This is a genomic window from Flavobacterium panici, assembly GCF_903819335.1.
GTDB classification, from domain to species: domain Bacteria; phylum Bacteroidota; class Bacteroidia; order Flavobacteriales; family Flavobacteriaceae; genus Flavobacterium; species Flavobacterium panici.
Window position 1 is genome coordinate 340520 of sequence record NZ_CAIJDE010000017.1, and the last position, 24607, is coordinate 365126.

Consider the following 24607-nt stretch of genomic DNA (forward strand, 5'->3'; position numbering starts at 1 on the left):
TAATAATTTTTTTAGATAACATCATAAGGGGCTATATTTTGTTATCTGTATAAAGTGAAATGTCCAACAAACTCTCTTGCATCATTCACGTCATTAAGTTTAAGAACATACCAGTAATCACCTGTTGGTAATTCCTCGCCATTGTATCTACCATCCCATTTTTGACCATAATGATATTTAGCAATCTGACGTCCGTATCTATCGAAGATCGCAAACTCAAGATTAGTATAAATATTTGTACATCCAGGTCCCCAACCACTGTGAGTTCCGTTTGGTGTAAAGTAATTATCAAGACAAACATCAATGTATGTCAATGGTATTGTAATTGTGTCAATACATCCGTTTTGATCTCTTACCTTAATTACATAATCTCTAGACTCATAATATTTAAATTTAGTCTCAGATGTAAATGGACCTCCGTCAAAACTGTATTCATAAGCAGGTCTTCCGCCAATTGCAGTTAAAGAAACTATGTTCATTTCTTGTTGTCCTCCAGCTAATTGAATATGTAATTTATCAAATGCCTGGATTGTGAAACTTGCTGTTGGCTGGATACATCCGTTTGTATGTCTTGCGTAAATTACGTGATCACCAGGTAATACATCTTTAAATTCATTAGATAATTGATATGGACCAGCTATAACATCTAAAGAGTAATCAACATCAGCAGGATCTACAGAAGGATCTATAGTTACTGTCACTGTATTAGTTTCACAACCGTAAACAACTTCTGCTGTTGGATTGATGTCAACTGCCAATGGCACAAGAACCTCAATTTCAAAATTACAACCATTTGCATCTTTAACATAAGCGGTATGATTACCTCCTGCAAGACCATCAAATGTATGCTGAGTTCCAGTAATTGGATCAAAAGGACCATTTGGTAAATCAATACTTACTGTGTAAGGAGCAGTTCCACCAGTGATATCAATTGTAAATTCTCCATTTAAGTCGCCTTTACATTGTTCTCCTAATATTGAGCCTGCTGTAACTATAAGCGGTGCAGCTGGCTGCGTGATTGTGATATCTGTCATTACATAACATCCGTTTTCATCTTGCGCAATTACAGTATACAATCCTGGAGCAAGTTTATCAAACACACTGATTGTATCAAACTGATTTAAATCTGGTGAGATTGCGTATTTAATAACCCCTGTTCCTCCTGTTGCAGTTACTACAATTTTACCATTGTTTTCACCGAAACATGTAACATTAGTTGGCGTAAACACAGCTTGTAAAGCAACTGGCGGCTCGTTGATTGTAATTACAGCAGATGCATCATCACAATCTCCACTTTCTACTTTTACAATGTAATCTCCAATTACTAAGTCTTCGAAGATTCCCGTAGCCTGAGGACCTTGGATAATAGTTCCAGCAGTATTCTCTAATGTATAGATATAGTTTCCTAAACCTCCTTTAGCTTCTGCTACGATAACTCCTGTAGCTTCACCTGTACATTTTACAACTGCATTTGTTACATCAACCTCAATGTTAAGCGGTTCAAGAGGATCAATTGTGATCTCATTAGAAACATAACCTACACATCCTGCAGCATCTTTTACATAGTAGCTGTATTTACCAACAGCAACCGGGAACGTAACTGATGCATTGAATGAACCAATAGTTGTTGCAAAATTAGCATCAGTACTATAAGTGTAAGGAGCTGTTCCGCCCACTGCGCTTAATGTAAGTGTTGCCTGAGTTAAACATGTTTGTGAACTAGCTTCAACTAAAGTTGGAATAACTTCTGTTGGCTCATTGATCACAATGTTTGCTGAAGTTGCAGAACAACTAAATCCGTCAGTAACTGTAATACTATAAGTTCCAGCACCTAAACCTGTGAATATTGGGCTAAGTTGTGGTCCAGAACTAATAACTGGATTTGCTGAAAGAATATTTAAAGTATACTGATAGTTACTTCCTTGTCCACCTGTTGGAGGGTCTACTGTAATTATTGCAGTTTTATCTCCAAAACATGTTAGTGTTGTAGCACTTGCTGATGCAGTAACCACGATTGGTGCCGGAACAACTAATACTTCTGTTGCTGTAGCGATACAACCTACATTATCTCTAACGTTAATTGTATAGTTACCTGCTGATAATCCTGACCATACGAATTGATCAGAGTAGTCAACTAATGTTGTACCATTCAATATCAATTGGTATTCGTATTTATTATCCCATCCACCTGCTGCTGAAGCAGTGATTTCTCCGTCGTTATTTCCTGTTACACAAGTAATATCAGATTTCGCTGTTGTTACTGTAAGAGCTGCTGTTGGCTGCTCTATTGTGAACAATGTAGAAACTGTACAGAATGGGTTATTTACTAGTGTTGCAACAACTGTGTATTGACCAGCAGTTAAGTTAGAAATTCTAACCGGACCTGCATTTGTTGTTGTTCCGTTGCTAGGAACTGGTCCTGTAATTACATAGTTGAATGCACCTGCATCATTTGTTGGATTTAACTGATTATCTACAAAAGTTAAATCAACACTTCCGTTTGCAGTACCATAACAGATTTGTCCGTTAACTGGTGTTACATTTATGTCGAAAGTATTTGGATCATTAACATAATGTGCTTGTACAATTGAACATCCTGTTGCAAGGTTTGTAACGGTAATTAAATAATTTCCGATAGTTAATCCTGTGAATACTCCAGTTGTATTTGACTGATTGTATGTATTTCCATCAGTTCCGGCAACATTGTAATTCAATATCGCTGGTGTTCCTCCAATAGATGTTACCGTTACAGTAATATCTTCATTAGAAATACAAGTTACAGCAGTATTTACAGCAACATTTATTTGATCTAAACGAATGAAAGGATTTACTCTAATTATTCCTGTACTAGATCCCATACATCCTTTATCATCGTAAACATTTACTGTATAGTCACCACCTGTGAAGTCTGACTCGCTGTAAGCATTTGATGGACCTCTTTGAACTACAACTCCACCTTTAATGAACTCATAGATTGTATAAACTCCAGAACCACCAACAACGTTATTTACTGTAATAACTGCATAGTTTGAAACGTTTGTTCCAGTTGTACAATTGTATTGTGTGATAACTGGTGCGTTAACTGTAATCACGTTTGGTTCGCTGATTCTAATATCTTCAGAATCCACACAACCTCTTCCAGAAGTTACTGTTACCGTATAATCTCCAGCCTGAAGGTTATCAAAAATGTTTTGAGTCTGAGCTGGTCTGTTAACCGCTACTCCTAAAGCTGTAGTTCCTGTTAATGTATACGTATAAACTGGGTTATCGTTTACGCCTGGTGCACTTGGAGCTAAATTAGCCGTGATTGAACCATCTGAATTACCTCTACAAGAAACATTTGTTCCGTTTAAAGTAAATCCTGTAATAACTGTTGCCGGAGCAATTTCAATTGTAACGTTAAAGTCACAAGTTGTTAATACATCTCTCACTCTGATAACGTGTGTACCCGGAGCAACGTTGTTAAATACAGCCGGTGTAGTATTTATGCTTACACCTCCGTCTAAAGTATATCTATAATTAGCTGTTCCTGAACCTCCTGTTGCAGTAGCAGTAATTACACCATTATTAAATGTACAACTTGGTAATGTTGTAACTGTAGTATCTAACTGTAATCCCGGAGTGATCGTTACTGCAGCAGTTGCTGTAGCTGTACATCCGTTTGCATCTCTTACTGTTACGTCGTATGTTCCTGCAGCGTTTACAGTAAATGTTGGGCTTGTTTGGAAACCTGCTCCAATACTGTATTCGTAAGGTGCAACACCAGAACCAACAGTAACTGTAAATGTATATTCACCTGCTGCCGTAGGACATTGGCTAGTAACATTAGCTGTTATTGCAGTTGGTAATGGATCTACCGCAATTGTTATTGGGATAAATGTTTCACAACCTTTAGAATCTAATACGTATGCTCTCCAGTTTAAGCTTACAGCCGGATCTAAAACAGCATTATTACTGTTTGTATAATCTGCAGCTGTTGGAGTTCCTGCACCTGCAATGAAAGCATATTTATAATCTGGTGTTCCTCCTGCAGCCGTTACACTAACCTGAGCACCTGAATTACAATTAGCATTTATATTTGAAGCGACAGTCAATGTTAATACTGAAGGCTGACCAACAGTTACTGAAGCCGAAGCTGTACATCCTGTTGTTGTGTCAGTAACTTCTACTGTATACGTACCGATTGGTAAGTTTGTCAGCGTTACTACTTTTCCAACTTGTGTTAGAGTTCCTGTAGTTGGTCCTCCAATTAAAGCTGCTGTGTAAGCCCCGTCAAAATTGTCAACATCAAATTTCACTGATCCGTTTGAACCTCCGTTACAGCTTACGTCATTTACTAACTGACCTGCTGCTGTAATGTTTACTAATGGATCAACAGTGTAATAGATATCATCTTTACATCCGTTAGCGTCTGTTACCTGGAATAAGTAAGTATCTGCTGTTAGACCTGTAAAGATTCCGTTTGCTGCACCAGAAACATTTGTAACGGCGCTAGCTGGAGAAAGAATCTCGTAGTGTAATGCACCAACACCATGTGAAACAGTTACAGTAACTGTACTTGTTGTGTTAGCAGCTGGTGTACACCAAATATCTGTTCCTGTTACAGAATCGATTACTGGAGCATCTAGTGCCGGAATTGTAACACTTACCGGTACTGCAATTGTACAATTATTAGCATCTTTTACCGAAGCTGTAATTGTTCCTGCATTATACGTAGTGAATGTATTCGTTGCACTATAATTTATTCCGTTGAAACTATATTGGTAAGGTGCTGTTCCTGTTCCAGCAGTTACATTGATTGTAACAATTGCCGGTTGAGTAGCATTACCTGTTCCACAAGTTAAACTTTGAGTTAATACCGCAGTTGCAGCAAGAGCCGTCGGCTCCGTAATTGTAGCTTGTACGATTACTGAAGAACATTGTTTAGCATCACGAACAACGATGTCATAAGTTCCTGCGATTAATCCTGTGAAAACATTTGAAGCTTGGAAGGCTCCTCCATTGATACTGTACTCATATGGTACAACACCATTAGCAGCAGTAACAATGATACTTCCGTTATTTCCTCCTACACAGCTTACGTTTGTTTGTGTAAATGTTGCTGATGGAGTTGTTGTTGGTGTTACTATTACCGGAATAGAAACTGCCTGACATCCCTGACTGTCTGTTACTCTGAAAGTATAAGTTCCAGCAGCTGTAGCCGTGTAAGGTGATGTTGCAGGGAAGTATCCTCCTGCATTAAAGTCAACTTCGAATCCTGTGTAAGTAAGAGTACCCTGAGTTGCCAATAGTGTAATAACAGCTGATCCTGCACAAGTTAAATCTTGTGTTAAACTAGCTTGTAATAATAATTCCTGATTTAATTTATAAGGGCTTGAAACGATACAACCGTTACCATCTTTAATATAGAATGTGTAGTTTCCTGGCGCATTCAATACAAAGTTAGGGCTAGATTGGTATCCGTTACCAATGCTGTATGTTGGTGTTCCAACATAAGTTCCTGTAATTGTAATTGGCACCGGACCTCCTGTGTAGCAATATAATCCAGCTGATGAATTGATTGTTGGCAATGCATCTGTAGCAATTGTTACATCTATTTTAGTTGTACATCCGTTTGCATCCATTGCATAAACATCCCATTGTGTATTTACAGTTGGATCTAATACAGCGTTTGCAACAGTATCGTAATCTAAAACATTTGGAGTAACTCCGTCTTCAACGAATACATATTTATAAACCGGAGTACCGCCCGAAGCAAGAACTTCAACTTTAGCACCGAAATTACAATTTGCATTTATGTTGCTTACTACGTTAAGAGCTATAGCTGTTGGCTGAGCCACAACTACTGAAGCAGTAGCTGTACATCCAGTAATTGCATCAGTAATAAGAACTGTATAAGTTCCCGGAACTAATCCTGTCACATTTACAGTATTTCCTGTTATAGCTAATGTACCAGTACCTGCAGTTAATACTGCTGTGTAAGTTCCTGTGTAATTTGCAACTGTAAATTTAACCGCTCCATTTGATTGTCCGTTACAAACCACATTACTTACTAATTGACCTGCAACTGTAATATTTGTTACCGGATTAATAGTATATGATTCTTGGTAAGTACAACCATTAGCATCTGTCACTTGGAATAAGTAAGTGTCTGGAGTTAATCCTGCAAATACCGCTGAAGTTTGTTTTGCTACAGCGATTGGAGAAAGAATCTCATATTGAAGTGTTCCTACACCATTAACTACGTTACTAATCGTAACTGTACTTGTTGTACTTGCGGCTGGAGCACAATAAATTGGTGTTCCGTTAATATCCATATTTGTCGGCGCATTTAACGCTGGAATAGTGATAGTAACTGGCGTAGAAATGATACAGTTATTAGCATCTTTTACATACGCTGTAATTGTACCTGAATTATAAGTAGTCAACGTATTTGTTGTACTGTAATTTATTCCTCCGTTAAAACTGTATTGGTAAGGTGCTGTTCCTGTTCCTGCAGTTACATTGATAGTAACAATCGCAGGTTGAGTTGAATTACCTGTACCACAAGTTAATCCTTGTGTCAACGTAGCTGTTGCAGCAAGAGCTGTCGGCTCAGTAATTGTAGCTTGTACGATTACTGAAGAACATTGTTTAGCATCACGAACAACAATGTTGTAAGTTCCTGCAACTAATCCTGTGAATATATTTGAAGCCTGGAAAGCTCCTCCGTTGATACTGTACTCATATGGTACAATACCATTTGCAGCAGTAACAATAATACTTCCGTTATTTCCTCCTATACAGCTTACGTTTGTCTGTGTAAATGTAGCCGTTGGAGTTGTTGTTGGAGTTACTACTACCGGAATAGAAACTGCCTGACATCCCTGACTGTCTGTTACTCTGAAAGTATAAGTTCCAGCAGCTGTAGCCGTGTAAGGTGATGTTACAGCAGCATATGCACCCGCGTTAAACGATACTTCGAATGTTGTGTAAGTAAGAGTACCCTGAGTTGCCAATAATGTGATACTCGCTGATCCTGCACAAGTTAAATCTTGTGTTAAAGTAGCTTTTAACAACAATTCCTGACGTAATGTATAAGGGCTTGAAACTATACAACCGTTAGCATCTTTAATATAGAATACATAGTTTCCTGGTGCATTCAATACAAAGTTAGGGCTAGATTGGTATCCATTACCAATGCTGTATGTTAAAGGTGCAACACCTGTTCCTGTTATAGTAATTGGCACTGGACCACCTGTGTAGCAATATAATCCAACTGATGAATTGATTGTTGGCAATGCATCTGTACCAATTGTTACATCAAGTTTTACTGTACATCCGTTTGCATCCTTAGCATAAACATCCCAAAGAGTATTTACTGTTGGTGCTAATACTGCATTTGCACTATTTGTGTAATCTCCTGCAACTGGTGTAACACCATCCTGAACAAATGCGTATGTATAATTTGGTGTTCCTCCGTTTGCTAAAACAGTCACTTTTGCACCGAAATTACAATTTGCATTTACGTTGCTTACTAAGTTAAGACCTAGAACTGTTGGCTGAGCCACAACTACTGAAGCAGTTGCTGTACATCCTGTCGTTCCATCAACAACCTGAACCGTGTAAGTTCCAGGAACTAATCCTGTAACGTTTACAGTATTTCCTGTCTGAACTAATGTACCTGTTCCTGCAGTTAATGTTGCAGTATAAGAAGTTCCATAATTAGCAACAGTAAATCTAACTGCTCCATTTGCACTTCCGTTACAAGTAACGTTACTTATTAATTGACCTGCAACTGTAATGTTAGTTACCGGTAAAACAGTATATGATTCTTGGTAAATACAACCATTAGCATCAGTCACCTGGAATAAGTAAGTATCTGGAGTTAATCCTGCAAATACCGTTGAAGTTTGTTTCGCCACAACAATTGGAGAAAGAATCTCATATTGAAGTGTTCCAACTCCGTTAATTACGTTACTAATTGTAACTGTACTTGTTGTACTTGCCGCTGGAGCACAATAAATTGGTGTTCCGTTAATATCCATATTTGTCGGCGCATTCAACGCTGGAATAGTGATAGTAACTGGCACTGCAATGATACAGTTATTAGCATCTTTTACGTAAGCTGTAACTAATCCTGCATTATAAGTAGTCAACGTATTTGTTGTACTATAATTTGTTCCTCCGTTGAAGCTGTATTGGTAAGGAGCTGTTCCTGTTCCTGCAGTTACATTGATTGTAACAACTGCTGGTTGAGTAGCATTTCCTGTACCACAAGTTAATCCTTGCGTTAACACAGCTGTTGCAGCTAAAGCTGTCGGTTGAGTAATTGTAGCTGGTACGCTTACTGAAGAACATTGTTTAGCGTCACGAACAACGATGTTGTAAGTTCCTGCAATTAATCCTGTGAATATGTTTGATGTTTGGAAAGCTCCTCCATTAATGCTGTACTGATATGGAGTAATTCCATTTGCAGCAGTAACAGTAATACTTCCGTCATTTCCTCCAATACAGCTTACGTTTGTTTGTGCTAATGTTGCTGTTGGAGTTGTTGTTGGAGTTACTACTACCGGAATAGAAAGTGCCTGACATCCTTGGCTGTCTGTTACTCTGAAAGTGTAAGTTCCAGCAGCAGTAGCCGTGTAAGGTGATGTTGCAGCAACATATCCACCTCCGTTAAAGTCAACTTCAAATCCTGTGTAAGTTGTAGTTCCCTGAGTTGCCAATAATGTAATACTAGCTGATCCTGCACAAGTTAAATCTTGCGTTAAAGTAGCATTTAATAATAATTGTTGGTTTAATGTATAAGGAACTGAAACAATACAGCCATTAACATCTTTAATAGAGAATGTATAAGTTCCCGGCGCATTCAATACAAAGTTAGGACTAGATTGGAATCCGTTACCAATACTGTATTCAGCTGTAGCTCCTACAAAAGTTCCAGTAATTGTAATTGGTACTGGACCTCCTGTATAACAATATACTGAAGCAGTTAAGTCAATTGTTGGTAATGCGTCTGTACCAATTGTTACGTCTAATTTAACTGTACATCCATTTGCATCTTTTGCATAAACATCCCATAATGTGTTTGTAGCCGGAGCTAATACAGCGCTTGCACTATTTGTGTAATCTGCAGCTACCGGAGTAACACCATCCTGAACGAATGCATAAGTATAGTTAGGTGTTGCACCTGAAGCAATAACTTCAACTTTTGCACCAGAATTACAATTTGCATTTACGTTGCTAACCAAGTTGATGCTTAGAGCTGTTGGCTGAGTAACTACAACTGAAGCAGTTGCAATACATCCTGTAATATCATCAGTAACCTGAAGAGTGTATGTTGCCGGAACTAATCCTGTAACGTCAACAGTATTTCCTGTTTGTGTTACCGTACCTGTTCCTGCTGTTAATGTTGCAGTATATGTTCCTCCAAAGTTTGCAACTGTGAATTTAACGGCACCATTTGCTTGTCCGTTACAAATTACATTACTTACTAATTGACCTGCAACTGTAATATTAGTTACCGGAGCAACTGTGTATGATTTTTGATCTTTACATCCGTTAGCATCAGTTACTTCAAATAAGTAAGTATCCGGAGCTAATAATGTGAATATTCCGCTAGCAGCACCTGAAACATTTGAAGTTGCACTAGCTGGTGATAAAATTGCGTAAGCTAAAGTACCAACACCATTTGTTGTAGTGATAGTAACTGTACTTGTAGTACTAGCCGCCGGAGCACAATAAATTGGTGTTCCAGTAATGTTTGTAATTGTTGGCGGATTTAACGCTGGAATATTAACTCCATTTGTTAAAGTGAATATACATCCTTTAGCATCTTTAACTAAAACATTGAATGTTGTTCCAGCAAAAGCTTCGTATGTATTTGTACTTGTATAAGTTACACCGTTATCAAAACTATATAAGTAAGGAGCAGTACCATCTGCAGCTGTTACAGTAACTACTGCTTTTGTTGGTACATTTCCTGCAGCACATGTCAATGCTGTTGTTAAAGCAGACGTTGCTGTTAATGCTGCCGGCTGAGTTATTGTGATTGGTGTACCTGGATAAAGACAAGATTTAGCATCTCTTACCGTAATAGTATATGCAGTACCTGCCGCTAATCCTGTAAATACATTTGATGTTTGGAAAGCTCCACCATCTAATTGATATTGATAAGGACCAACTCCTGAAGTAACATTTACCGTAATTGTTCCATCTGTACCTCCATTACAACTTACATGTGTTTCAACAGTAGTAAATAATGTAGGCTGGATAGGATCTAATGTTAAAGTAGTAGTTGCCTCACATGCTGTTGGCAATTTAGCATCATTTACTTTGAACATATAGTTAGCTAAAACACTAGTTGTTAGAACATTTGATGGCATCAAGGTATAGTTAAGACCTCCATCAGTAGAATAATAATAAGTGTATGCTGTGTTGTAACCTCCTGTAGCTGTTAATGTAATTTGAGCGTCTGGAGTTATAGTACAATCTAGTTCTTTTGTTAATGCTGCACTTAAGTGTAGCTGTGGTTTAACTTCATAAGTTGTAGTTGCTGTACAACCATTTCCATCTTTAATTACTAAAGTATAAGTACCTGAAGCATTAAACGTAAAGCTTGGACTTGTTTGGAAAGTACTTCCGTTTACGCTGTAAGTAGCTCCTCCAACTGCTGGATCAACTGTTCCAGAAATTGCAAATGTGAATGGATTACCGTCATAACAAATTCCAGCTGGTGCTGTAATTGTTGGATCGACATCTTTATTTAATGTAATAGCTGCGAATTTGATACAGCCATAAGCATCTTTTGCGTAAGCAATGTAGTTTCCTGCATTTCTGTTAAATGTATTTACAGAAGCCCAACCTGCAGAAGCTGCTGTTGGTGCAGGATCTGTAGACAATAATAATTGATATGTATATGGACCTGTTCCGTCTTTTGCAACAGCTGTAATTACACCAGAGTTTGGATTACAATTTGCATTTTTAGTAACTGAAGCCGTAACTGATAAATCAATAGCAGATTCAGTAATGTTAAACGTATTACTAGCAATACTACATCCTGCATTAGTTCCACCTGCAGTTTCTTTAATTACAACAACATAATTTCCAAAACCTAATGCACCAATGTTGTTAATTGGAAGTGAACCATTAGCAGGTACTGTACCTGTTCCGGTAACACCTGTAGTAACCATAGTGAAAGAATTGAATATCTCATAACTAATAGGCGTTGGTGTTGGATATGTACTATTTACTGTCAATGAAACATTTCCATTATTGCTTCCTTTACAAGTAACATTGTTAGCTGTTAATCCAGTTACAGTTAAAGTAGAGTTAGTTGGAATAGGGAATTGAGCTGTTTCATAGTAGTAACAACCTGTTCCGGCATCGTGTACGATAAAAGTATATTTAACACCTGGTAATAAGTTTGGTATGCTTGTTTTTTTACTTCCTGGGTTTACTCCTGCAGGAACTCCTAAAACGTCTTCATCATACCATGGTAAAGTAGTTGGAGAAGTATAAGTCATTCCAGGACCTGTGTAAACAGCGAAGTGGAATGGCCCATTACCTGTAATATTAGTAGATGCAGCACCAATAGCTACAACTGCTGAACCCAAAGAAGAACAATCAGCTGGCGGCGGTGTTACTGTAATATCAAGATCATTTGGCGGTGAAGCAACAAATATATTTTGCTCAATATTAGTACAACCATTTGCATCTGTAATGATAATTTGGTATAAACCAAAGTCAACTACTTCGAAAACAACTGAAGCTCCAGTTTGACCTGTAATTTGTTTGTTATATCCATTTACTCCGGTTACATGATAGGTATAATTAGGAGTTCCTCCTGTAACAGAAGTAATTGTAATAGCTCCTAATGAAACACCTAATGCACCACAAGTAATAGGCGTAATTGTTCTGTTTACTACGATTGGTGTTGGCTGAGCAATATTAATATTATCTGTATCTGTACATCCTTTTGCATCAGTTACAGTAATTACATAATTACCAGCGGCTAAACCTGAAGTTTGTGAACCGTAATTAACTCCTGTAGTTGTATTTAAAACAGTATATACAAATGGTGCCTGACCTTTTGTATTATCAATTGTAATAGCAATTGCTGCTGTAGCATCACCATTACAGTTTATACTTTGAGTTTGTGAAACTCCAGTAATATCTGGATTAACTGGTGTCGTAACGATAACCGCAGAAGACGTAGCTGTACAACCTCTAGAATCAGTTACTGTGAAAGTGTATGATCCTGCTGTGTTAGTTGTAAATACATTTCCAGCGAATGTTCCTGTGTTAGGAGAAGCAGTGTAAGTAAATGGTCCGCTTCCTCCTGCTGGTGTCAAAGTAATTTGAGCATCAGTTGGAACTGAACATGTAATGTCCTTGTCTAATGTCGCATTTAGTGTTAATGCGTTATTTACTAAAACAACATTACTATCTGCTGTACATCCGTTACCATCTTTAATTCTGATAGTATAACTTCCAGGTGTAGTAACAACAAACGTGTTACCTGCCTGATATGAAGCTCCTCCATTAATACTGTAGCTCAATGGTGCTACTAGTCCAACTCCCGGAGTTGCTGTAATAGTATAGCTTCCTACACCAAAACACTGACCCGCTGCAGAAGCTGTAACAGTTGGAACAACATCTTTAGCTATAGTAATATCTAATTTAAATGTACATCCGTTTGCATCTATAACGTGAACGTCCCAGTTTAAGTTAACAGCTGGGTCTAAGTTTGCTTTGTTATTGTTTGAATAAGCTCCTACCGCAGCACCATCCTGAACAAATGAGTATCTGTATATAGGCGTTCCTCCAGTTGCAGTAACTGTAACTGCTGAAGTACTAACAAAACAGTTAGCATTTACCGCAGCATAAGTTGCAGATAAAGCAGCAGCCGGTTGATTAATAGTAATCGAAGCATTAGCTGTACAACCTGTTACTTCATCTGTAATAACAATTGCGTAAGTATTTGCTGTTAAATTTGGTAAAGTTACAGTTCCAGTATTAACTCCTGTTACTGCCGTACCTCCATTAACTGTATAAGAATATGTAGAACCGAAACCTGAAACAGTTAATCTTATAGATCCTGTATTTCCTCCGTTACATAATACATCACTTAATTTACTAGCTAAAACAGTAATTGGAGTTACCGGATTAACTGTATATGATTCTGTATAATAACATCCGTTAGCATCGGTAACTTTAAACATATAAGTACCTGGTGCAAGATTTGCAAAAGCATTAGATGTTTGTTTAGGAATGATAACCGGAGATGGAGCAATTGTTTCGTATTGTAAAGTTCCAACACCATTTGTCGCTGTTAAAGTAACAGTAGTTGTTGTAGCCGTACAAGTAACTGCCGGAGCAGCAAATGTTAAATCTGTTGGAGAGTTTAATCTCAATAAAGTTCCATTACCTGTTACCGGACATCCTTTTGCATCTCTTACTGAGTAAGTATAAGCTTGGTTAGTTCCGTTATCATTTAATGTTAAAACATTATTTGAGCTGTACCCGCTTCCGTTGAAGCTGTATTCGTAAGGAGCAGTTCCTGTTCCTGCTGTAACATTAATTGTAACTGTTCCTGCTACTTTAGCATTTGAAGTGTTACATGAGAAAGGAACTTCAACTACTGTAGCAGCTAATGTTAAAGGCTGCGTAATTGTAACTGCTACTGATCCAGTACAGTTTTTACTGTCTTTTACGTAGAAAGTATAAGAACCTGCAGCTAATCCTGTAAATACCGGATTTGCAGCAAATGGTCCTGCAACATTGTTGCTATATGTAAATCCGCCTGATCCTCCAGCACCTGTTAAAGTAACTGAACCATTTGAACTTCCATTACAGCTTGCATTTACCTGAACAGCTGTAACTGTTGGGTTTGTAATAGGAGCAACTGTAACAACTGCAGTTTTTGTACAGTTGTTAGAATCTGTAATTACAAATGTATAAGTATCTGCATTTGCAGGTGTTACTGTGTATGTAAATGTTGGTCCCGAAATAGGTGCACTTGCTGCACTTGGAGCACCAGCACCTTTTTGTACTGTATAAGTATATGTAGATCTACCGCCGCCTATTGTAACTGTAATTGTTGCATTTGGAGTAGCTGTACAATCTAATGTTTTTGTAACTGTACCAGCAGCTGTTAATTGCGGGTAAACCACTGTTGCAGCCGGAGCCGCAGCAATACATCCGTTTTTATCTTTTACATAAACGGTATAAGTTCCTGCAGCTACTGAGAAAGTATTACTTGTTTGGAACGCTCCGGTTGGACCATTAATTCCGTAAGTTAATGGTGCTAAACCTGTAGCAGTCGCAGTAATAGTGAATCCGCTTCCAGAAGCTGTACATTGATTGTTAACCGTTACGTTAGTAATCGCTGGCATTGCATCCAAAATAACTGTAGCTGTTGATTTAGCAATACAGCCATTTGCATCTTTCACGTAAACATCCCAAACTAAATCAGCTCCAGAATTAGTGTCTACTGTTAAAACAGCACTATTTCCGTAAGTTGAAGTTGGAACTGTTGACGGGCTTTTCGCGAAAGCGTAAGTATAATTTGGTGTACCGCCTGTAGCTGTAACCGTAATTTGTGAATTATCGTTATTACAATTAACATTAGTTCCTACAGCTGTAGTAATTGCTAAAGCAGCCGCTGGCTGACCAATAACAATGCTTGCAGAATTAGTACATCCTGTTGCAGTATCTGTTACCTGAACAGTATAAGTTCCTGCAGCAACATTTGATAATGTTAATGTATTTCCTGATTGTGTTAATGTTCCTGATCCTAAAGTTCCTGCTGTTAAAGTAAATGTATAAGCACCTACTACAGCATTACCAGAAACTGTATAAGTACCAGATCCTGTTGAACCTCCTCTACATAAAACATCACTTGTTTTATTTCCAGTAATTGCAATTGGAGTAACTGGATTTACAATGTAAGGTTCTGTATAATAACATCCGTTTGCATCTGTAACTCTAAAAGTATAAGATCCAGGTGGAAGATTTGCGAATGAATTTGATGTTTGTTTAGCAATGATTACTGTCGATGGAGCGATTGTTTCGTATTGCAAAGCTCCAACTCCATTTACTGCTGTCAAAGTAACAGTTGTTGTTGTAGCTGTACAAGTAACAGCCGGATTAGCAAAAGTTAAGTCTGTTGGTGGGTTTAGTCTCAATAAAGTTCCATTACCTGTAACCGGACAGCCTTTTGCATCTCTTACTGAGTAAGTATAAGCTTGATTCGCTCCGTTGTCATTTAATGTTAATACATTATTTGAGCTGTATCCGCTTCCGTTGAAGCTGTATTCGTAAGGAGCTGTTCCTGTTCCTGCAGTAACATTAATTGTAACTGTTCCTGCAACTTTAGCATTTGAAGTGTTACATGTAAATGGAACTACTGCAACTGTTGCAGCTAATGTTATAGGCTGCGTAATTGTAACAGCTACTGATCCAGAACAATTTTTGCTGTCTTTTACGTAGAAAGTATAAGAACCTGCAGCTAATCCTGTAAATACCGGATTAGTTGTAAATCCTGTTGTTGGATTATTACTGTATGTGAAACTACCTGATCCTCCGGCACCTGTTAAAGTAACTGAACCATCTGCAGCGCCATTACAGCTTGCATTTACCTGAACAGCCGTAACCGTTGGATTTGCAATTGGGGCAACTGTAACAACTGCTGTTCTCGTACAGCTGTTAGAATCTGTAATTACAAATGTATAAGTATCTGCATTTGCAGGTGTTACTGTATAAGTAAATGTTGGCCCTGTAATAGGTGCACTTGCTGCACTTGGAGCACCAGCACCTTTTTGTACTGTATAAGTATATGTAGATCTACCACCTCCAATTGTAACTGTAATAGTTGCGTTTGGAGTAGCTGTACAATCTAATTCTTTTGTAACTGTACCAGCTGCTGTTAATTGTGGGTAAACTACTGTTGCAGCCGGAGCTGAAGCAGTACAGCCGTTTTTATCTTTTACACTTACTGTGTAAGTTCCCGCAGCAACTGTAAATGTATTTGAAGTTTGGAAAGAAGTTCCATCAATACTATATGTCAATGGAGCTAAACCTGTAGCAGTTGCAGTAATCGTGAATCCGCTTCCAGAAGCTGTACATTGATTGTTAACCGTTACATTAGTTATAGCCGGCATTCCATCCAAAATAACTGTAGCTGTTGATTTAGCAATACAGCCATTTGCATCTTTCACGTAAACATCCCAAACTAAATCAGCTCCTGAGTTAGTGTCTACTGTTAAAACATTACTAGCGCCATAAGTCGATGATGGTACTGTTGATGGGCTTTTCGCGAAAGCGTAAGTATAATTTGGAGTACCTCCTGTTGCTGTAACTGTAATATTTGAATTATCATTATTACAATTTACGTTTGTAGCAACTGCTGTCGTAATTGCCAATGCAGCCGCTGGCTGACCAATAACAATACTTGCAGAATTAGTACATCCTGTTGCAGTATCTGTTACCTGAACAGTATAAGTTCCTGCTGCAACATTTGATAATGTTAATGTATCTCCTGATTTTGTTAGTGTTCCTGATCCTAAAGTTCCTGCTGTTAAAGTAAATGTATAAGCACCGGGTGTAGCATTACCAGAAACTGTGTAAGTTCCAGATCCTGTTGAACCTCCTCTACATAAAACATCACTTGTTTTATTTCCAGTAATTGCAATTGGAGTAACTGGATTTACAATGTAAGGTTCTGTATAATAACATCCGTTTGTATCTGTAACTCTGAAAGTATAAGATCCAGGTGCAAGGTTTGTGAATGCATTTGATGTTTGTTTTGCTCTAATTACTGTCGATGGAGCAATTGTTTCGTATTGTAAAGTTCCTACTCCATTTACTGCTGTTAAAGTAACAGTTGTACTTGTAGCTGTACAAGTAACCGCTGGAGAAGCAAAAGTTAAATCTGTTGGAGGGTTTAGTCTCAATAAAGTTCCATTACCTGTAACCGGACATCCTTTTGCATCTCTTACTGAGTAAGTATATGGCTGATCTGCACCGTTGTCATTTAATGTTAATACATTATTTGAGCTGTATCCGCTTCCATTGAAGCTGTATTCGTAAGGAGCTGTTCCTGTTCCTGCTGTAACATTAATAGTAACTGTTCCTGCTACTTTAGCATTTGAAGTGTTACATGTAAATCCTACAACGGCAACTGTAGCTGCTAAAGTACTTGGCTGCGTAATTGTAACTGCTACTGATCCTGTACAACCTTTACTGTCTTTTACATAGAAAGTATAAGAACCTGCCGTTAATCCGTTAAATACTGGATTAGTAGTAAATCCTGTTGTTGCATTATTACTGTATGTGAAACTACCTGATCCTCCAGCACCTGTTAAAGTAACTGAACCATCTGCAGCTCCATTACAGCTTGAATTTGTCTGAGCAGCTGTAACCGTTGGGTTTGAAATTGGGTCTACTGTAGTTACTGCTGTAGCCTGACATCCATTAGCATCTGTAATTACAAATGTATAAGTGTCTGCATTTCCAGGAGTAACTGAGAAAGTAAATGTTGGTCCTGCAATAGAAGCGCTTGGTGCACTTGGAGTACCTGAACCTTTTCTAGATGTATATGTAAATGGAGTTCTTCCCCCGCCAATTGTAACTGTAATTGTTGCGTTTGGAGTAACTGTACAATCTAATTCTTTTGTAACAGCACCTACAGCTGTTAACTGTGGATAAACTACTGTTGCAGCCGGAGCTGAAGCAATACAGCCGTTTTTATCTTTTACACTTACAGTATAAGTTCCCGCAGCAACGTTAAAAATATTTGAAGTTTGGAAAGAAGTTCCATCTATACTATATGTCAACGGAGCTAAACCTGTTCCTGTTGCAGTAATAGTAAACGAATTACCTGAACCTGTACATTGGTTATTGATTGCTGCAGTTACGCTTGGTAAATTATCTGTAGCAATAGTAACTGTATTTTTTGTTGTACAGCCATTTGCGTCTTTTACATAAACATCCCAAACTAAATCAGCTCCAGAATTAGTATCTACAGTTAAAGTGGCACTATTGCCATAAGTCGATGATGGTACTGTTGATGGGCTTTTCGCGAAAGCGTAAGTATAATTTGGCGTACCGCCTGCAGCCGTAACTGTAATTTGTGAATTATCGTTATTACAATTTACATTAGTAGATGCTGCTGTAAATGTTAATGCATTTGCAGGCTCAGCAATAATAATACTTGCTGTATTTGTACAACCTGTTGCATTGTCTCTTACTTGTACAGAATATGTTCCTGCAGCAACGTTTGCTAATGTTAATGTATTTCCTGATTTTGTTATTGAGGCAGCCGCCGCAGGAGGTGTTACTGTATAAGTATAAGCACCAATTGTTGCATTACCAGAAACTGTAAAAGTTCCAGATCCTGTTGCTCCTCCTTTACAAAGAGCATCACTTGTTTTATTACCAGCAACTGAAATTGGACTTACAGCATTGATAATATATGGTTCTTCATAATAACATCCGTTAGCATCGGTAACTTTAAAGTTATAAGTTCCCGCTGCTAATCCAGCAAATACTCCTGTAGTATTTGTTGCTACAGATGCTGCTGGTGATGTAATTGCATACGTTAAAGTCCCTACTCCATTTGTGGCAGTAGCAGTAACTGTAGTTGTAGTTGCTGTACAAGTAACCGCAGCATTACTAAATGCTAAATCTGTTGGAGGGTTTAATCTGTTAATTGTAACTGTTTGAACTGGAGTTTTACAACCTTGTGCATCACTAACTACATAAGAAATAGTTTGGTTTGTTCCATTATCTGTTACAGATAATGTACGCGTACTTGTAAAAGTTGTCCCTCCGTCAAAACTATATTGATAAGGAGCTGTACCTGTTGTTGGAACAGCAATTGTTACAGTAGCCGCTTGTTTAACATTTGAAGCATTACATGAAAATGCAGTTGCACTTGCAGTAGCTGTTAATGTTGTTGGCTGCGTAATAGTAATATTTCCAACTGCAGATTTACAACCTTTACTATCCATTACCTGGAATGTATAAGTTCCTGCAGCTAATCCTGTGTAATCTGATTGAGCAATAAATGTTGCACTTCCGTTGAAACTGTAAGTATATCCTCCAGATCCACCTGCTCCGACTAATTGAATAGAACCTGTTGAAGCTCCATTACATGTTGCATTTACTTTCGTAGCTGTAACTGTTGGATTTGAAATTGGATTTACAACTGCGCTAGTTGTAGTAATACAACCTTTTGAATCTGTAATTTCAAAAGTATAAGTATTTGCAGTTGTTGCAGTATATACAAATGAATTACCTGTTACATTGTTACTACCACTGTAAGTTCCTGAACCTATTTTAACTTTATATTTAAATGCACTTGTACCTCCCGTAATAGAAACTGTGATAGTAGCATTTGGAGAAGTAGTACAATCTAACGTTTTAGAGATTGTTGCGCTTCCTTCTAATTCAGGTGCAATTACAATGTTGCTAACTGTAGCTGTACAGTTATTACTGTCTGTTACAACAACATTATGTGTACCAGGACCTACATTCGTAAATGTATTTGAAGTTTGTGCAGCTCCGCCGTCTAAACTATAAGTTAAAGTTCCTGTTCCTGTAGCTGTTACTACAAGTGTTGCCTGATTAGTAGAATCATAACATAAATCTGAACTCGCAGCTAATGAAGCTGTTGGAGCTGTTGGATTATTAATATTTACAGTAGCTGAAGCTGGAGAAGTACAAGCGTTTACATCTCTAACCACTATTCTATATGTTCCTGAAGCAACGTTTGTAAATATATTCGAAGTTTGGAATGGTACTACAACTGTAGTTCCATTAGATTGTCTTAACTCATATTGGTAAGCCGGTGTCCCTCCTGTTACTGTTGCGGTAATGGAAGCGCCAGTTGTACAAGTAGGCTGAGCCGTAACCTGAGCTGTAACTGCTAATGCTGCTGGTGCAGTAATAGGTTGAGAGAATGGGAAGCTACAAGTCGATGCACTATTGTTGAAACGAACTTGAATTGAATAGGTTTGGCTTGTTAAACCTGTTACAGTTACAGGAGATACTTTAGAATTTACCCAGGTAGTTCCATTATTCATAGAATAATCGAATCCGTATGGAAGATTAAAGTTTTCTGCTGCTAATGTAATTTCTCCGTTATTTCCTCCATTACAAGTAACATTTTTAACTCCTGTTATAGAAGCTGTAAATGCTTTATTACTGTCGATAACAATAGGGAAATCTTTTTGAGTAATACATGATTTTGGAATCTGACGTACCCAGATATCATCGATAACTAAGTCATTACCTCCATATTCAGTACTTCCTGAACGAATTCTGAAAGTAAGGTTTGTGTTATTTCCTGGATTTAACGAGATATTTATTGGAACCCATTTTGTTCTGTTAGCATCATTTGCTGCTTCAGCAATTTTACCTGTATCTTCAGTAGCAACAACATTACCAGAACCATCAACCAATTCGAATCTTACAATTGGAGCTGCTCCGGTTACACCTGTATTTAATAAGTTACCTACATATAAGGAAACCATTACAGGCTGATTTGGGATAACATCAATAATTGGTTTGCTATATAAAACTCCATAAGGTCCTGCTGCACCACCAATATTTACTAATAAATATCTTCCGTTTGCATCTGTTCCATTTGTTGTATGGTCTTTAAAGTGGTACCAAGCTGTATCACCTCTCCAGAAGAAACTTGTAACTGAGTATTGGTTATCTTCAACAGAACGAGTTGGAGTTCCGTTTAAAGAACAAGTATATGGAGGGTTAACTCTTTGGTCGTTGAAACAGTAAGCCGATGCAATACCAGGAGTTGTTGTAGTTCCTCCAGAACCAAAATCTTCTTGTAATAAATTACTATAAGTTGGTACTGAAACTAAATTGTATTTTACACTTACTGTGTGAGATCCTGATGGAACATTTACAAAAACGTTCGAAGGAGTATTTGTGTTTAAAACATTATCTAAATAATATTCATAGCTGTAATTTGCCCCACCACCATTTGTTACCGTTACAGTACTTGTTGCAGTTCCATTACAATTAAATACTGGTGCTCCAACTGCAATTGTAGGGTCTGCAGGTTTTGGATCTAATATAACTCCAGGCATTGCGAACGTACAGCCTTTTGAATCTCTAACATAAAGTGTATAAGTTCCCGGTGCTACGTAAGCTTCATTTGATGTTCCGTAAGTTGTTCCTCCGTTAAAGCTATATGTGTAAGGAGGAGTTCCACCTTGAGGGTTTGTAATACGTACTTTACCAAAACCATTACCTGATGGATCACAACCTGCTAATTCAGAAACACCCGCAGAAGCACTTAATGCATTTGCAGGAGCTGTAATTGTAATAGTAGTTGCAGGATCAGTACATGTAGTTCCTGATAAAGTATATTTAACTACAACATTGTAAGTTCCGCCTGTTAAATTAGAGAAAACAGGAGTAGTGCTAAATGTCGCACCATTGTCAATACTGTATTGTAAAGTATATCCGTTTGCGTTTGTAACGTTAATATTAATTTGAGCTGTACCGCCGTTACAATTAATTTCTGTATTTGTTATATTGTAAACAGGCTTAGGATTTCCTGTAACTGTAATTGATGTTGTTGCCTCACAGTTATTAGAATCAACTAAACGAATATTATATGTTCCAGCTGTTGTAAAAGTAATTTCGTTTGAAGTAAGGAAAGTAGTCGATCCATTTACAAAGAAGAAATATGGTGCTGTACCTCCAGAACCTGATAATGTAATTTTACCATCGCTACATGCTGTAAGAGGTGTTGTCAAGGCTGCAGTTGCTACTAGAGGAGCTGCAATGTTATTTATAGAAATAACACTTGACACATTACAAGTTGGAGCTGGTGTACCGCCAATTGGTGCATTTGTAACTCTTACCCTGTAAGTGGTTCCAGGATTTAAATTAGCAAAAGTATAATCTGAAGCTGCAATAGGCCCAACACTATTTACAAGTGCATTTGTAGCATTATTATATAAGTAATAATAATATTGCGGGTCTATATTTAAAGCACCTACTTTTATACTTCCTTTATCTCCGTAACAAGTTGGTTGAGTTACTGCTGTAGTAATCTGTAAGTCTCTGCTTCTAATAAGAATACCCGGAACAGAAAAAATACATGGATTAGTAGCAACACCAATTTGTCTGATATAAACAGTATAAGAGTTAGGAGTTGTAATATTGAAAGTATTACTTGTTTGATATGCTCCTACTGCACCACTAGGATCAGTTCTGATAGCATATTCATAACCTGCAGGCACGCCGCCAATTGTAATACTTCCAGGAACACCACAAATAATATCTTTATGTGTTTCTGTTGGAGTTAACAAATTCGTATAAACATTAAAGTAGAAACGGTTGAAACATCCTCCCGCATAATTTAATGTTACTCGAAATTGTCCTGCCTGGTTTGCCGTATAATTTGGCCCTGAACCAACACTAGCCCATGTACAGGCAGCATTTTCATTGGCACAATTTTGATTTGTAACAGCAGTACAACTTCCTTCATTTAATTTCTCCCAAACAATACTTGTTGCGTCAGAAATACTTGTAGTAATTTGTCTGACAGCATTTGAACCACACAAGAAAATATTTGGTAATTTTTTTCCATCATTAGAACAAGTTACTACCTGATCTGCGAAAGGAATTACCGGATTTTCTACTGTTGCTCCAAATCTTGTTACAACAAATGACTGATAGATTGATCTACAAGGTGCAGCAGCGAGATTATAAACATAATAAGTTCCAGGATCTTTTACATTAAATACTTGTCCTTTTCCTATTTCAATAGTTCTTGCTTCATCACTATACCAAGTATAATCTGAATAACCATTAGCAGCTGTTAAGTTAATATTTGCTCCACAAAGTGTAACGTTCGTGGTGTATTTACAACCATCTACTCCAACTAAAAAGTTTGTCGCTTTTGGAACTAAAATACATCCTGTATTGGTATTAACACTCGGGTCATCAGAAATTGTAAAACTTGTATTTTGCTGTCCTTTGTACGTTGCATAAGCAGAGTTGTCAATACTATTAGAACAAGCCTCACTTAAACTTTGACAATCAGGAACAACCTTAACCTTAAAGCTTATAATTTTTTCAGGGTCACCAACTTTAACAATGTTGTTGTTTATTGCAAAAACAATATTTCTTGTCGTTGCATTATAACTTTGAACCGTTACCCCAGTTGGTAACGAAACAATATCAGCCGGATAATTGAAAATAATATTAATAGGCAGCTGATCTCGAATTGTAAATGAGGTAGCATTATCATTACCTGTATTTTTAAAACCAATTTCGTAGTTTAACTGCTGTCCTAAAGTAACATTTTGCCCGCCAATATTTGCTCCTAAATTATTTTTTACAATTTTAGTTAAAACAATTTTCGGTTCAATAATCTCAACGTTAAAAGCATTGAAAAAGAGTCCATAACCGTCTCCTCCCGTACTAAGCTTTAATTGTGCCGAGGTATCGTTGTTTTTAATAATTGCATTTGCGGCATTATTAAGATTTATAATCCCCGCTTCAAACCCCAGGGTATTACCACTACTTGGTGTTCGGTCTGTATAAGGACCATTAACATCATTAAACGTACTATTAAAGAAGTTATTTACCGAACGCTCAGTAGTAAAAATATCAGTATTATTAATAGAATATTTATCGCCAGTAAGGTTAACGTCTCCCTCTAAAGCGGCAAAAGCTAATTTTGCTTTTACAACTCCTGTTGGAATTGTTTTGAAACCTGTTAAGTCATAAGTTACAGGTCCACTAGATGCTTGTATCCAACGAAGACCGTCGAAAGAAGTAATATACTTTGCAGATGATTTTGGATCTTCATAAACAACAAATAAATTCCACCCTGCAGAAAAACCTCCATTGATTCCACCTCTTCCAGAAATAATATTAGCAACTGTATAAGTTCCTTCAGGATTTGCTAATCCTTGTACCATCGTTGTTAGATCATAATAGTATGCATAAGGCATCTGATCACCATTTGACGTCGTTGGATAGTAATCATAAATTAATGATCCTGAAATATTAGTATAAGCTGTTTGATTTGGAAGTTTAATCTTAATTGAACCTAGATTGGCACGCGTAACTGTACCATTGTCAACAGTACCTTTACTGTAAATACCAGCCCAATAAAGACCTGCATATACGATTTTATAACATTCTCTACTAGATTGCGGAACAGTTAAATTAGCCGAACTAGAACTAAACGTAGTATTGTCACTATCAATATCGATATATTGCATAGTAAGGTCGTTGTTGTTCTGGCTCGTTGAATTGAACGCATTATTTGGCCGCTCACCATTCTTGTTGTTATCTCTATTCAAAATATTATTACCTATCAAGAGCATATCACCTTTTAAACTTTGGTCAAAGCGAGGGGTGAAATCCTTTTGAGAGAACATAATAAAACTCTGTATAAAAAATAATACAGTTAAAACTAATTTTAAAGTAGTAGGTTTCTTCATGTTACTATGGTTTCAGTTTAACTGTTGTTCTTTGAAGGGGCATTCAAAGAACAACATTCAATCTTAATTTAAATTTATGTTTTTACTTTCCTTCTTCTTTCGAAGAAGCCGCCGTCTATATCCTATTA

The 24607-nt window shown here is 37.4% G+C and carries 1 protein-coding gene; it reads right to left on the minus strand.

Annotated features, from left to right (window positions below; genetic code table 11):
- Positions 1-41 precede the first annotated feature (41 nt).
- Positions 42-24479 (minus strand): T9SS type B sorting domain-containing protein, encoded by a 24438-nt coding sequence (locus FLAPXU55_RS01550; protein ID WP_180856242.1) that lies wholly within the window; start codon positions 24477-24479, stop codon positions 42-44.
- Positions 24480-24607: the final 128 nt, after the last annotated feature.